Raw genomic sequence first — 12,819 nt, forward strand, 5'->3', positions numbered from 1 at the left:
AATTATTTCGAGTATCTACGGTAGCGTTAATGCCAGAGAAGGCGGTCAATGGACCGCCTTTTTTACATCTACATAGAGAGTCACCATGAGCCATAACGACACTATCGTCGCCCAGGCAACCCCTCCGGGACGCGGGGGTGTGGGCATCCTGCGTATCTCCGGCCTTAAGGCGCGCGACGTCGCGCAGGCGGTGCTGGGCAAGCTGCCGAAGCCGCGCTATGCCGACTACCTGCCGTTCAACGACGTTGACGGTACCCCGCTGGATCAGGGGATTGCGCTGTGGTTCCCCGGGCCGAACTCCTTTACCGGGGAAGATGTGCTTGAGCTGCAGGGCCACGGCGGCCCGGTCATTCTCGACCTGCTGCTTAAACGTATTCTGACCCTGCCGGGCCTGCGCATCGCCAGGCCGGGTGAGTTTTCCGAGCGCGCGTTCCTCAACGACAAGCTCGATCTGGCGCAGGCAGAGGCCATCGCCGACCTTATCGACGCCAGTTCAGAGCAGGCGGCGCGCTCGGCGCTGAATTCGCTGCAGGGGGCGTTCTCCGCGCGGGTGAATCATCTTGTGGAAGCGCTCACTCACCTGCGCATCTACGTGGAAGCGGCCATTGACTTCCCGGATGAAGAAATCGATTTCCTTTCCGACGGCAAAATTGAAGCCCAGCTGAACGAGGTGATGGCCGATCTCGACGCCGTCCGCGCGGAAGCTCGTCAGGGCAGCCTGCTGCGCGAAGGGATGAAAGTGGTGATCGCCGGGCGGCCAAATGCCGGTAAATCAAGCCTGCTGAACGCCCTGGCGGGCCGCGAAGCGGCGATCGTCACCGATATCGCCGGTACCACCCGCGACGTGCTACGCGAGCATATCCATATCGACGGCATGCCGCTGCATATCATCGATACCGCAGGCCTGCGCGATGCTAATGACGAAGTGGAACGTATCGGCATCGAGCGCGCCTGGCAGGAGATTGCCCAGGCCGATCGGGTGCTGTTTATGGTCGATGGCACCACCACCGGCGCCGTTGACCCGGCGGAGATCTGGCCAGACTTTATCGAGCGCCTGCCCGCTAAATTGCCGATTACCGTGGTGCGCAATAAAGCCGATGTCACCGGCGAAGCGCTCGGTATCAGCGAAGTAAATGGCCACTCACTTATTCGCCTGTCGGCACGTACCGGCGAAGGCGTGGAGGTGCTACGTAACCACCTCAAGCAGAGCATGGGCTTCGATACCAATATGGAAGGCGGCTTCCTCGCCCGCCGCCGTCACCTGCAGGCCCTGGAAGAGGCGGCGAACCATCTGCAGCAAGGCAAAGCCCAGCTGCTGGGCGCCTGGGCCGGCGAGCTGCTGGCGGAAGAGCTGCGCCTCGCGCAGCAGGCGCTGAGCGAGATCACCGGGGAGTTCACTTCCGACGATCTGCTGGGCCGCATCTTCTCCAGCTTCTGTATCGGCAAATAACGTTTAGTCCGTAAACGTTCACTCACCCGCATTAACGCCGCGTTAATGCGGGTTTTTTCTTGCCCTTTGCGGCGCAACGTTCTCTACTTTTATCTCCCCCTCTGCCGCGAGACTAAAACATGACCGTTGAATATACCGTGATCGAGAAGGTGCCCTCCGCCGAAGCGTTTTGCCACCTGCGGGTAGCCGCCGGCATGTCGCCGCGCCCCCTGGAAGGCGCCAGAGCCGGACTGCCGCATAGCTGTTATGGCGTACATATCCTCTGGCAGGAGACGCCGATCGCGATGGGACGCATCGTCGGCGACGGAGCGATTAATTTCGATATTGTCGACGTCGCCGTCGATCCGGCTCACCAGGGAAAAGGCCTTGGCCGGCTGGTGATGGAGAAGCTGGTCGCCTGGCTGGACGCTAACGCCTTTGATGGCGCCTACGTTACGCTGGTGGCGGATGTGCCGGAACTGTACGCGAAGTTCGGCTTCGAAAGCGTTCGCCCGGAGAGCGAGGGGATGGCCCGCGTCTGGCGAACCCGCAGTCGTTAGCTCGCATTTCCTGCCAGGAAAAGAGCGTTGTCCAAATGGCAACTCGTCTTACGGCGCGTTCCTCACTATGCTGAACGCCATTCACATCGCGAGGATCCCATGACACGCTTTCTTCTCTGCAGCTTTGCCCTGGTTCTGCTCTACCCCTCCGGCATCGATATGTATCTGGTCGGCCTGCCGCGTATTGCTCAGGACCTGGGGGCCAGCGAGGCGCAATTACATATCGCCTTCTCGGTCTATCTGGCCGGTATGGCCTCCGCGATGCTGTTTGCTGGCCGCATCGCCGACCGCTCGGGGCGTAAGCCTGTCGCTATTGTAGGTGCAGCGATCTTTGTTATCGCCTCCCTGCTCTGCGCCCAGGCGCATACCAGCAGCCACTTCCTCATCGGACGCTTTATCCAGGGGATCGGCGCCGGCAGCTGCTACGTGGTGGCTTTCGCTATCCTGCGCGATACGCTGGACGACCGTCGCCGCGCCAAGGTGCTGTCGTTGCTCAACGGCATCACCTGCATTATCCCCGTCCTGGCGCCGGTGCTTGGCCACCTGATTATGCTGAAATATCCGTGGCAGAGCCTGTTCTACACGATGACCGGCATGGGCGTCATGGTCGCTGTGCTGTCGGTCTTTATCCTGCGTGAAACGCGGCCGACGGCGCCTCCGCAGGCAGCGTCACCGCAGCATGACGCTGGCGAATCGCTGTTGAACCGCTTTTTCCTCAGCCGCTTACTCATTACCACCCTCAGCGTGACGGTGATCCTGACCTACGTTAACGTCTCGCCGGTACTAATGATGGAAGAGATGGGGTTCGACCGGGGAACTTACTCAATGGCGATGGCTCTGATGGCGATGATCAGCATGGCGGTCTCCTTCTCAACGCCGTTCGCCCTGTCGCTGTTTAATCCCCGCACCTTAATGCTGACCTCACAGGTGCTGTTTCTGGCGGCAGGCGTGACGCTGAGCCTCGCGACTCGCCAGGCCGTCACCCTGATCGGGCTGGGCATGATTTGCGCCGGCTTCTCCGTTGGGTTCGGCGTCGCGATGAGCCAGGCGCTGGGGCCGTTCACGCTGCGCGCGGGCGTCGCCAGCTCGGTCCTCGGCATCGCGCAGGTGTGCGGTTCATCGCTGTGGATTTGGCTCGCCGCCATCATCGGACTCAGCGCAATGAATATGCTGATCGGGATACTCATTGCCTGTAGCATAGTGAGCCTTGTTTTGTTACTGGTCGTCACCCCGCCGCGGGTTGCGCAATACGATGAAGAAGCCGCTGTCGAGTCTTGATCTTAATTTACTCCTCTGCCTGCAGCTCCTGACCCAGGAGCTCAGCGTTACCCGTACGGCGAAGCGGATGAACGTTTCGCCGTCAGCGGTGAGCAAGTCGCTGGCCAAACTGCGCGCCTGGTTTGACGATCCGCTGTTTGTGAAAACCCCGCTGGGCCTGGCGCCCACGCCGCTGGTCAGCAGCATGGAGCAGGATCTGGCGGACTGGATGCAGATGGGCAACCAAATCCTCGATAAACCGCACCATACCATGCCCAGCGGCCTCAAATTCGAACTGGCGGCGGAAACGCCGCTGCTGATGATCCTGTTTAACACCCTCTCTCAGCGCATCTATCAGCGCTATCCGCAGGCATTGATTCGTTTGCGCAACTGGGACTACGACTCCCTGGACGCCATCATCCGCGGTGAGGTGGATATCGGCTTCTGCGGACGCGAAAGCCATCCGCAGTCGCGTGAGCTGCTGAGCCTGCTGCCGTGGTATATCGATTTTGAGGTGCTGTTCACCGACCTGCCGCAGGTCTGGCTGCGCGCCGATCATCCGGCGCTCAGGGAAGAGTGGGATCTGGCGGCATTCTTACGCTATCCGCATATCACTATCTGCTGGGAACAACGCGATACCTGGGCCCTGGACGACGTGCTGCAGGAGCTGGGGTATAAGCGTAACGTGGCGCTGACCGTGCCGGGGTTTGAGCAATCACTTTTTATGGCCGCTCAGCCGCAGCACACCATGCTGGCCACCGCGCCGCGCTACTGTCAGCACTATAATCAGCAGCACCAGCTGCCGCTCGTCTCCCGGCCGCTCCCCCTGGAGGCGCAGCATCTGGAAAAGCTGCGCGTTCCCTTCACCCTGCTATGGCATAAGCGCAACAGCTACAACCCGAAGCTTGTCTGGCTTAGAGATACGCTGAAAGCGCTCTATTCCGGTACGCTTTAAGCCTTGTTTCGTGCCCATAGCACCTTATTTGCGCAAGAATTTGTAAAATTCAAACAAATTCCCTTTTCAATGGGGGATTTCGGCATTAAAACCTGTTAATACCAGGCGATAATAGCGCCCGCAGTTTTATCCAGACCATTACTCACGGAGCGACGTATGGCAACGCATTTTGCAAGAGGGATACTCAGTACCGGGGAGCCGCTATCGACACGTTTGTCAGCGGCCTGTCATCAATCCGCACGTCTTCTCCCGACATATCGCCAGGCTCGCTTTTGCGCGTCGCGCTCGCTGCTTGCCGAGCTGCTGTTTATGCTTTACGGCATCAGCGAGCTGCCTGAAATCATCAACGAAGCGAATGGCCGACCGGTTTTTAGCGATCGCCAACTGCCCCGCTTTTCGATCGCTTATACTGGCAATATCGTTGGTGTTGCCCTCACCACCGAGGGGGATTGTGGCCTCGACATGGAACTGCAGCGCACTGTCCGCAGCCACGACGCCGACCGGCACAATTTCAGCAACAATGAGAATCTGTGGATTAACATACAGCATGACCCGGACGAAGCGCGCAGCCAGCTGGTAGCGCTGCGCCGCAGCGTGCTAAAGCTGACCGGCGAAGCATCAACGCAGCTGCAGCTGCTGCCCGGCTCTGGCCGCCTGCGCACCGCCGGCAGTCAGCCAATCGAAGCGGTATGTGACGCCGAATCGCTGCTGGTATGGTCCATTGCCGCTACCCCGAACATCGGCTCGCTGAAGGTCTGGGAATATGATGCTAAGGGAGGTGACTGGCGCAGCCTGGCAGATGCGCAGCAGCGCGCACGCGAACCGTCAGCCCGCCTGATGCGCTTTACCAGCTTACCCATGGAAAAAACCTTATCCCTCAATTGACCGGTCTTGCCGGCATCATGATCCAAAGGAGCAATCATGTCAGATACCTTGAAAGTGGTTACGTTACTCGGCAGCCTGCGTAAAGGGTCGTTTAATGGAATGGTCGCGCGCACCCTGCCCGGCATCGCGCCAGCGGGCATGGATATCTCCGCGCTGCCGTCGATCGGTGATATCCCGCTGTACGATGCTGATATGCAGGAGGAAGAAGGTTTTCCGCAGCGCGTGCAGGAGATTGCGCAACAGATCCGCGAGGCGGATGGGGTAGTGATAGTCACTCCAGAATATAACTATTCCGTGCCTGGCGGCCTGAAAAACGCCATCGACTGGCTGTCACGCCTGCCCGAGCAGCCGCTGTCCGGCAAACCGGTACTGATTCAGACCAGCTCAATGGGCGCCATCGGCGGTGCGCGCTGCCAGTATCATCTGCGGCAGATTCTGGTCTTCCTTGATGCGATGGTAATGAATAAACCGGAATTTATGGGCGGCGTCATCCAGAACAAAGTGGATCCGCAGGCGGGTGAAGTGGTCGATCAAAGCACCCTCGACCATCTGCGCGGCCAACTGACCGCTTTCGGCGACTATATTCGGCGGGTTAAAGCATAAAAAAAGCCCGGCAGCGATGCCGGGCTTTTTCATCATGCGTGCGGATTAATGTGCATCGATAAAGACAATTTTCAGCACGAACAGCAGCGAAACGATAATCACACACGGGCTGAGCTCGCGCAGCCGGCCGGTACCGATCTTCATCACGCAGTAAGAGATAAAGCCCAGGGCGATACCTTCGGTGATCGAGAAGCTAAACGGCATCATCACTGCGGTGATGAACGCAGGCACCGCCTCGGTCAGGTCGCTCCACTTCACGCGCGCGAGGCTGGAGGTCATCAGCACGCCAACGTATATCAGCGCGCCCGCGGCGGCATAGCCAGGAACCATCCCCGCCAGCGGAGAGAGGAAAATAACCAGCAGGAACAGGATACCAACGACAACGGCGGTCAGGCCGGTACGCCCGCCCACGGAAACGCCGGAAGAAGATTCGATATAGGCCGTCACCGACGAGGTACCGATGAAGGAGCCCGCCACCGACGAGACGCTATCGACAAACAGCGCTTGCTTCATGCGCGGGAATTTACCGTTGGCATCCGCGAGACCCGCTTTATCCGTCACGCCAATCAGCGTCCCGGAGGAGTCAAACAGGTTGACCAGCATAAAGGAGAAGATCACGCCGGCCAGGCCCAGGTTCAGGGAGCCCGCCAGATCGACCTGACCAATCACCGAAGCCACGCTCGGCGGCGCCGAGACGATCCCGGTGTAATGCACGTCGCCCAGCATCCAGCCCAGCAGGGTGGTCACAACGATAGAGACCAGTACCGCGGCGTGAATGTTGCGCGACGCCAGAATCGCGATGATAAAGAAGCCCAGCACGCCCAGCAGTACGCTGTGGGAAGTCAAATGACCAATGCTGACCAGCGTTTCCGGATTGGCGACAATCACCCCGGCGTTTTTCAGGCCCATCATGCCGATAAACAGGCCGATACCGCTGGTGATACCTACACGCAGGCTAAGCGGAATATTGGCGATCATCCAGTAACGTACGCGGAAGATGGTCAGCAGCAGCAGGCCCACGGCGCCCCAGAAGATGGCGCCCATGCCCACCTGCCACGGCAGCCCCATCGCCTGCACCACCACAAAGGCGAAAAAGGCGTTCAGGCCCATCGCCGGCGCCAGGGCGACCGGCAGGTTCGCGAACAGACCCATCAGGATACTGCCGAAAGCGGCAATCAGACAGGTGGTCACAAACACGGCGCTGGTATCCATGCCCGCTACGCCAAGAATTTGTGGGTTAACAAAAACGATATACACCATCGTCAGGAACGTGGTGAAACCGGCGATGGCTTCGGTGCGCACCGTGGTGCCGTGCTCGCGCAGCTTAAATACGCGCTCCAGCAGACCCTGGCCAGAAGACTGGCTGGTTTGTTGTTGACTCATTATCGGTTTCCGAACGTAAGGAGGGAAAATTCGAGGCTATCCTATACCAAATTACGGCACCAGGCGCGGTTGTATGGTAATTTTTTTCATTTATTTTGCTTATACGGCAACGATTGCGTCGCGGCATTGAGCATTACGAAAACGTTAAACTTGTTAATATGGAAAGGCTATGACTCAACCAGAAGCAGTATTTTTTGACTGTGACGGCACGCTGGTCGACAGCGAGGTGATTTGCTCCCGCGCCTACGTTCACATGTTTCAGGAATTCGGCATTACGCTGGACCTCGCCGAGATTTTTAAGCGCTTCAAAGGTGTGAAGCTGTACGAAATTATCGACACCATCAACGCTGAGTATGGCGTTAATCTGCAAAAGGCCACCCTGGAGCCGATTTACCGGGCCGAGGTCGCTCGCCTGTTCGATAGCGAGCTGGAGGTGATTCCCGGAGCCCAGGCGCTGCTGGATGCGGTAAGCGTCCCGATGTGCGTGGTTTCCAATGGCCCGGTCAGTAAGATGCAGCACTCGCTCGGACGCACCGGCCTGCTGCGCCATTTCACTGACCGCTTGTACAGCGGCTACGATATTCAGCGCTGGAAGCCCGACCCGGCGCTGATGTTTCATGCGGCAGAGGCCATGCAGGTAAAAGCTGAAAACTGTATTCTGGTGGATGACTCCAGCGCCGGCGCTCAGTCGGGGATTGCCGCCGGCATGGAAGTGTTTTATTTCTGCGCCGATCCGCACAACCAGCCGATCGATCATCCCAAAGTGACGACCTTTACCGATCTGGCAGAGCTGCCGGCATTGTGGCAGGCGCGCGGCTGGGATATCACGCGTTAAGGGCCTGGTGAGCGGCACGTTGGCATCGATGCCCCCCCGCTATGCGTCTGCGTAAGCGGGGAATAGAACTAGCGGCTTTTTATTGCTGCAATTCCGCCGCCGCCGCTTTATCGGCAATAATCACCAGTGAAGGGTGCAATTTGAGCACTGAAGCCGGCACCTGCACGCTGACCGGACCTTCCACCACTTGCTTTAACGCGTGCGCTTTTGCCGCACCGCTGACAATTAGCAATAAATTTTTCGCCGCCATCACGCTTCTCGGCCCCATGGTGACATAGCTGTCTGGTACTGCCGAGATATTCCCGCCCATCTCGCTGTTAGCGATAAGAGCAATCATTTCCCCATGAATCGGCACTTCGACCGTCTGATCATGAAAGCGGGTGGTATTCGGCAGGTTGCCGCAAAAATGGCCGTCGGCCCCCAGCCCCAGCACCATCAGATCCAGACCGCCAGCCTCTTCCAGCTGGCGATCGTGCTGAGCGGCGTTGTCCAGCGTCAGCTTGTGAATGTTCTCTTCTTTGATCTGCGCCGGGGTAAAAAACAGCTGGCGCAAATTAGATATCGTGACGCCTTCTCGCGACTGGCCGCGAAAAGGGATCTCATCGAAGTTGTAATAGTGCACCCGATCATAGAATGCTTTGCCTTTCACGGCGGCGGTCAAATGCTTATACATCCGCTTTGGCGTGCTCCCCGCCGTCACCGCCAGATTCACCCGCCGCGGCGCCGTGATATAGCCCAGAACATGATGGCTGGCGACCAGGCTCATCTCTTCATAATCTTCGGTCACAATCATTTTCATCTTGTCGTCCTTCACAAGCACAAAACGGGGGCTGAAGGCCCCCTAAAGGTTATTTAAACAGTTTTTGCACAAACTCGGCGTAGGCCGGGCGCCAGACGTCCATTTCATGGTTCAGGCCGGGATACTGGTGGTAATCAAATTTAATCTGCTGTTTTTCCAGCTCGCTTTTCAGACCAGCAATGTCTTTACCGGTCACAGAATCTTTTTCCCCGACGACCACGGTAAAGTTACGCAGCTGCTTATTGATCGCGTCAGGCTGCTTCAGCTGCGCTTCCACGCCGGCATTCGGCACCGTGGTAGTCGTAACGCCGCTAAAGGTGGCGAGCCAGCCAAAGCTCTCCAGATGATTCATTCCGGAAACCAGCGCCTGATAACCGCCCTGCGAGAGGCCCGCCAGCGCCCGACCGTCGGCATCTTTACGCACGTTAAATCGGGCATCGATCAGCGGAATAATATCCTGCATGAGCTCTTTATCCGCCGCCTGCGCATTAAGTGGATAGAAGGTTTTGCGCCGCTCCTGCGGCGGGAAGTTTTCCGCGACCGCTTCCGGGATATCGGTTTCGGTATCCGGGACCACCACCAGCATCGGCTTAATCTTGCCCTCCGCCAGCAGGTTATCCATGATTTGCGGGATCCGCCCCTGATCGATGGCCGACAGGCCGCTGTCGCCAAAGCCATGATAGAAATAGAGCACCGGCAGCGGATCGCCGGTTCCGCTATAGCCCGGCGGCGTCCAGACATAGAGACGACGTTCGGCGTTCAGAGCCTTCGAGTGATAGGTGAGGGTGCGCAGATCGCCATGCGCAACCTCCCGATCGTCAAGAATACTGCCCGGCACCAGAATCAAACTGGTGTTCACCTGGCGCTGCGGCTTCTGATAGCGGCTGCCGGTATCTACCCATCCACATCGAAATAGTATTCATAGAGATTGGGCTTCATCGGCTCGCTTTTCCATGTCCAGACTCCGTCCGCTGCTTTGGTCATGTCGTGCGAGACAAAGGAGTCCGGCGTGGCGCCAGTCACTATCGAGACCCGCCGGGCATCAGGGGCAAACAAGCGGTAAGTGATACTCTTATCCGCGTTAACCTGGGTGATAAAGTGGCTCACCGGCAGGCTTGGGTCCGGCATCGCGGGTAATGGCGCCGCCTGGAGGGTAAACGCCGCGCCCGCCAGCGCCAGGGCGAAATAAATTGCATGTCGTTTCATCGTTGTTCCTCTTTCGTTGTGTCCGTTCAGTTATCGTCTCACCACCAGATTTCCGCCTGCGCCCCCACGGCAAACTGATCGTTCTTCCCGTCTTCAAAAATGCTGGTGGTATTATTCACGGCCTTATCCAGGTCAATATCCTTCGCTTTAATATAGGTGGCATAGAAACGAATTTCCGGGCGCGAGGTCAGCATACTGGTATTGACTTTGAAGGTATGGAACAGCGTGGTCTTGTAGCCGGACTCGTTATATTTCTTGCCGGTAACATCTTTGTTTTGCTGTTTGAAGTACCCCAGCTCGACGCCGGTCTGGTTATATTTATCCCAGATATAAGCCGGTCGCAGAACCGTACGGATAGATTCAAAATCGGAGTGGGCTCCGGTTTCGTAGCTATAGACGTCGTTACCAAAAGAGTAGACGATGGCATTCGCCATAATAACGTCATCGCGTAAATAGGTTTCCCCCTGCGAGGTTAAGCGCACGGCGGTGCCATTGGTATGATCGCCATAATAGCGGCCATTAAAGGTGGTATAGGGGCTGGATCCGGCATAGCGTGAGAAGCTGCTGGCAATAGAGTTATTGGCCAGTAAGAAAGAGAATTCGTTAAAGCCGCCGTTAGCAAATTTCTGCGTTAACGAGGTACCAGCCATCCAGGTATCTTTCCACGGATAATAACCTTCATTGCCCTCTTTATATTTCTCAGAGGAACTTTGGTTGGCGGCGACATAGCGTCCGCTAACCATCAGGCTGGCTTTATCCCACAGCGGAATCTCTTTGTAACGAACGTCCAGGGTGTTGGTGTTAATTTGCTGCTTATTGCTTAAAGAACGGTCATAATCATCGACATCTTCGCGAATCAACGCGATATCGAATTTCCCGGCGCCCACCTGCCAGTTTTCCAGCCCTACGCCGGCCGCCGCATCGGTTCTCTGCGTTTTCCAGTCCAGCATCTGGATTTCAATTTTTGGCGCCCCGTGTTTGCCGACCCAGAAATCGGCTTCCGGCGCAAACGGCAGGAACCCTTTGGTGTTAACATACATATCCGAGAATTGAATGTAGTTTTCGCCGCCGGCATTGTCACCAAACCAGCCAGTGGAATACTGCTGGCCGACGTTCCCGTCGAGCATCACGATGGCGTCGACGCGTTTATCGCCTTCCTGAAACACCCGCTGCTTCAGCTGCAGATCGAACCAGCCGGAATATTCATTGCCCAGGCGGCCAAGCGAACCGATCGCCCATGATTTTGGCGAGCCGTGCGAGGCGGTCCCCCAGCCGGAACGGAAGTAGCCGTTATAGCTAAAGCCAATTTCATCTTTCACGAACTTGCTAAAGTCTTTCAGCGTCATCGCGCTGTAGGCTGGCGCGCCATCGGTGACAGGTTGTTGATTTTTAACCAGCACCGCATCCGGTTTAACCGCCGTTTTCGGCCCGGCGGTCGCCCCCCCGGTCTTGCGCTTCTGACCTTCCGCAGGAGGAGACCATGAGGCCCAAATCTGGTCTCTTTTTCTTTCCTGGTCCTGATATTTTTTGAGCTCTTTTTGCGTGTCTTTGAGCGCTTTTTCCAGCAGCTCAAGCCGTTGTTCCACCGTCAACTGGCTCGCTAGCAGATTAGTTGAATAACAAAGTGGCGCCAGCAAGACTATCGCCGAAGCGATCCTGTTTTTTCTCATCATAATATTCCCTTATATAATCATTGGCGTAAATAAAACACGACAACAACCCTATTCCGTGCCGGTGCTAATAGCCGTATCCATACCGTTTGACGTCGCGGCGGCTGTTATTTTTGCGGTTAGACAAAAACAAAAAAACCTGAAGAAGACCATCTGCCTTGGCAGATAATCCTCTTCAGGTTTTGCCCGCGCATCGCGGTAGCAACCCTCATTCAGCCATTATTGGCCCGCATAAAACAAAAAACCTGATATCGCCCCCAGGAGCAATATCAGGTTTTGCCTGCTGTCGCAGTCACAATCCGTTTAAACCATCCTGAGCGTTAAAACTCAGTGAGTGGCAGCTGATTGTTACGCGATAAAATGAATAACTCAAACGGGCAGATTGTTAATTGTGACGATAATCTCAGCAATCTCGCTGCCGCGGGGTAAAACATATCTAATTCTGATAAATCCATTTACCAGAATTAGACAGAATGATTATTACTCTTTCGGATCTTTGCCAGCGAGCAGTTTATCCAGCTCATCGCCGCCAACGTGACGGAAATCCTGACCTTTGACGAAGTAGAAAATATATTCGCAGATATTCTGGCAGCGGTCGCCGATACGCTCGATGGAGCGCGCACAGAACAGCGCGGTCAGGACGCTGGGGATAGTGCGCGAGTCTTCCATCATGTAGGTCATCAGCTGACGCACGATGCCTTCATACTCCTGGTCGACTTTCTTATCTTCGCGATAGATACGTACCGCTTCGTCGAGATCCATACGCGCAAACGCATCCAGTACGTCATGCAGCATCTGCACCGTGTGGCGGCCCAGCGATTCGAGGCTCACCAGCAGCGGCTGGTGCTGCTGGGAAAACTTCTCCAGCGCGGTGCGGCAGATTTTATCCGCCACGTCGCCAATGCGTTCCAGCTCAGCGATAGTCTTGATGATCGCCATCACCAGGCGCAGGTCGCTGGCGGTCGGCTGGCGCTTGGCGATGATGCGCACGCACGCTTCATCGATAGCCACTTCCATCATGTTGACCTGCTTGTCGCCGTCGATGACGCGTTTCGCCAGATCGCTGTCCTGGTTATGCATGGCGGTGATGGCATCAGAGAGCTGCTGTTCCACCAGCCCACCCATGGTCATCACCTGGGTGCGGATATACTCCAGTTCAGCGTTGAACTGGCCGGAAATATGTTTGTTAAGATTTAGGTTGTCCATGGTGTCTCCTGATTGCCCAACTGGTGAGAGC

15 protein-coding genes and 1 other annotated feature are annotated in these 12,819 nt (G+C 56.7%); of the genes, 8 read left to right on the top strand and 7 right to left on the bottom strand.

Features of this window, described 5'->3' with window-relative positions:
* Window positions 1–139 precede the first annotated feature (139 nt).
* The 6 genes from KPHS_52820 (at window position 140) to KPHS_52870 (ending at window position 5,689) form a co-directional block, all read left to right on the top strand.
* A complete protein-coding gene (locus KPHS_52820) occupies window positions 140–1,450 on the top strand; it encodes a tRNA modification GTPase (protein ID YP_005229582.1) in 1,311 nt (436 codons plus the stop codon).
* A gap of 119 nt (window positions 1,451–1,569) precedes the next feature.
* Window positions 1,570–1,989: a GNAT family N-acetyltransferase gene (locus KPHS_52830; protein YP_005229583.1), complete on the top strand. Its 420-nt coding sequence runs from the start codon at window positions 1,570–1,572 to the stop codon at window positions 1,987–1,989.
* A gap of 99 nt (window positions 1,990–2,088) precedes the next feature.
* Entirely contained in the window at window positions 2,089–3,267 is a 1,179-nt protein-coding gene (locus KPHS_52840; RefSeq protein YP_005229584.1) for a putative membrane transport protein, read from the top strand.
* Complete coding sequence (locus KPHS_52850; RefSeq protein ID YP_005229585.1) at window positions 3,242–4,201, top strand: LysR family transcriptional regulator; 960 nt, start codon at window positions 3,242–3,244, stop codon at window positions 4,199–4,201. Before KPHS_52840 ends, KPHS_52850 begins: the two co-directional genes overlap by 26 nt.
* Before the next feature lie 309 nt (window positions 4,202–4,510).
* Window positions 4,511–5,086 carry a hypothetical protein gene (locus KPHS_52860; protein YP_005229586.1) on the top strand — a complete coding sequence of 192 codons (576 nt, stop codon included), beginning with the start codon at window positions 4,511–4,513 and terminating at the stop codon, window positions 5,084–5,086.
* A gap of 36 nt (window positions 5,087–5,122) precedes the next feature.
* Complete coding sequence (locus KPHS_52870; RefSeq protein YP_005229587.1) at window positions 5,123–5,689, top strand: putative oxidoreductase, flavoprotein; 567 nt, start codon at window positions 5,123–5,125, stop codon at window positions 5,687–5,689.
* A 45-nt stretch (window positions 5,690–5,734) separates the two neighbouring features.
* Here the strand turns inward: KPHS_52870 and KPHS_52880 are convergent, their stop codons facing one another.
* Window positions 5,735–7,072 carry a putative membrane / transport protein gene (locus tag KPHS_52880; protein YP_005229588.1) on the bottom strand — a complete coding sequence of 446 codons (1,338 nt, stop codon included), beginning with the start codon at window positions 7,070–7,072 and terminating at the stop codon, window positions 5,735–5,737.
* Between KPHS_52880 and KPHS_52890 the strand changes: the two genes are divergently transcribed.
* Together KPHS_52890 and KPHS_52900 are read left to right on the top strand one after the other, a co-directional pair.
* The gene (locus tag KPHS_52890) at window positions 7,064–7,270 is read left to right on the top strand and encodes a hypothetical protein (protein ID YP_005229589.1); all 207 of its coding nucleotides are present in this window, start codon (window positions 7,064–7,066) and stop codon (window positions 7,268–7,270) included. The two genes, KPHS_52880 and KPHS_52890, sit on opposite strands and share 9 nt — an antisense overlap.
* Window positions 7,242–7,907, top strand: a complete 666-nt coding sequence (locus KPHS_52900; protein YP_005229590.1) for a 6-phosphogluconate phosphatase — start codon at window positions 7,242–7,244, stop codon at window positions 7,905–7,907. The genes KPHS_52890 and KPHS_52900 overlap by 29 nt, the downstream gene beginning before the upstream one ends.
* Before the next feature lie 79 nt (window positions 7,908–7,986).
* On the opposite strand, the gene KPHS_52910 is transcribed toward KPHS_52900, so the two are convergent.
* The 6 genes from KPHS_52910 to KPHS_52960 all read right to left on the bottom strand — a co-directional run bounded on the left by KPHS_52910 (window position 7,987) and on the right by KPHS_52960 (window position 12,788).
* Window positions 7,987–8,706, bottom strand: coding sequence for a glucosamine-6-phosphate deaminase (locus tag KPHS_52910; RefSeq protein YP_005229591.1), 720 nt, complete (start codon window positions 8,704–8,706; stop codon window positions 7,987–7,989).
* A 49-nt stretch (window positions 8,707–8,755) separates the two neighbouring features.
* Window positions 8,756–9,553: a putative xylanase gene (locus KPHS_52920; protein ID YP_005229592.1), complete on the bottom strand. Its 798-nt coding sequence runs from the start codon at window positions 9,551–9,553 to the stop codon at window positions 8,756–8,758.
* Window positions 8,756–9,912 (bottom strand) — a sequence feature (potential frameshift: common BLAST hit: gi|238897226|ref|YP_002921974.1| putative xylanase). (Overlaps the previous gene by 798 nt.)
* Window positions 9,601–9,912 (bottom strand): putative xylanase, encoded by a 312-nt coding sequence (locus tag KPHS_52930; RefSeq protein ID YP_005229593.1) that lies wholly within the window; start codon window positions 9,910–9,912, stop codon window positions 9,601–9,603. It overlaps the preceding feature by 312 nt.
* Before the next feature lie 38 nt (window positions 9,913–9,950).
* Complete coding sequence (locus tag KPHS_52940) at window positions 9,951–11,585, bottom strand: carbohydrate-specific outer membrane porin (RefSeq protein ID YP_005229594.1); 1,635 nt, start codon at window positions 11,583–11,585, stop codon at window positions 9,951–9,953.
* Window positions 11,586–11,902: 317 nt separating this feature from the next.
* Window positions 11,903–12,037, bottom strand: a complete 135-nt coding sequence (locus tag KPHS_52950) for a hypothetical protein (protein ID YP_005229595.1) — start codon at window positions 12,035–12,037, stop codon at window positions 11,903–11,905.
* Window positions 12,038–12,062: 25 nt separating this feature from the next.
* Entirely contained in the window at window positions 12,063–12,788 is a 726-nt protein-coding gene (locus KPHS_52960; protein YP_005229596.1) for a transcriptional regulator PhoU, read from the bottom strand.
* Between the last annotated feature and the right edge of the window lie 31 nt (window positions 12,789–12,819).

Source organism: Klebsiella pneumoniae subsp. pneumoniae HS11286, from assembly GCF_000240185.1.
GTDB lineage: Bacteria > Pseudomonadota > Gammaproteobacteria > Enterobacterales > Enterobacteriaceae > Klebsiella > Klebsiella pneumoniae.

Excerpts from the sequence above, each read along its gene's own strand:
- KPHS_52830 (YP_005229583.1), top strand. The coding sequence starts at position 1,570 with ATGACCGTTGAATATACCGTGATCGAGAAGGTGCCCTCCGCCGAAGCG.
- KPHS_52840 (YP_005229584.1), top strand. The coding sequence starts at position 2,089 with ATGACACGCTTTCTTCTCTGCAGCTTTGCCCTGGTTCTGCTCTACCCC.
- KPHS_52850 (YP_005229585.1), top strand. The coding sequence starts at position 3,242 with ATGAAGAAGCCGCTGTCGAGTCTTGATCTTAATTTACTCCTCTGCCTG.
- KPHS_52860 (YP_005229586.1), top strand. The coding sequence starts at position 4,511 with ATGCTTTACGGCATCAGCGAGCTGCCTGAAATCATCAACGAAGCGAAT.
- KPHS_52870 (YP_005229587.1), top strand. The coding sequence starts at position 5,123 with ATGTCAGATACCTTGAAAGTGGTTACGTTACTCGGCAGCCTGCGTAAA.
- KPHS_52880 (YP_005229588.1), bottom strand. The coding sequence starts at position 7,072 with ATGAGTCAACAACAAACCAGCCAGTCTTCTGGCCAGGGTCTGCTGGAG.
- KPHS_52900 (YP_005229590.1), top strand. The coding sequence starts at position 7,242 with ATGACTCAACCAGAAGCAGTATTTTTTGACTGTGACGGCACGCTGGTC.
- KPHS_52910 (YP_005229591.1), bottom strand. The coding sequence starts at position 8,706 with ATGAAAATGATTGTGACCGAAGATTATGAAGAGATGAGCCTGGTCGCC.
- KPHS_52930 (YP_005229593.1), bottom strand. The coding sequence starts at position 9,912 with ATGAAACGACATGCAATTTATTTCGCCCTGGCGCTGGCGGGCGCGGCG.
- KPHS_52940 (YP_005229594.1), bottom strand. The coding sequence starts at position 11,585 with ATGATGAGAAAAAACAGGATCGCTTCGGCGATAGTCTTGCTGGCGCCA.
- KPHS_52950 (YP_005229595.1), bottom strand. The coding sequence starts at position 12,037 with ATGGATTTATCAGAATTAGATATGTTTTACCCCGCGGCAGCGAGATTG.
- KPHS_52960 (YP_005229596.1), bottom strand. The coding sequence starts at position 12,788 with ATGGACAACCTAAATCTTAACAAACATATTTCCGGCCAGTTCAACGCT.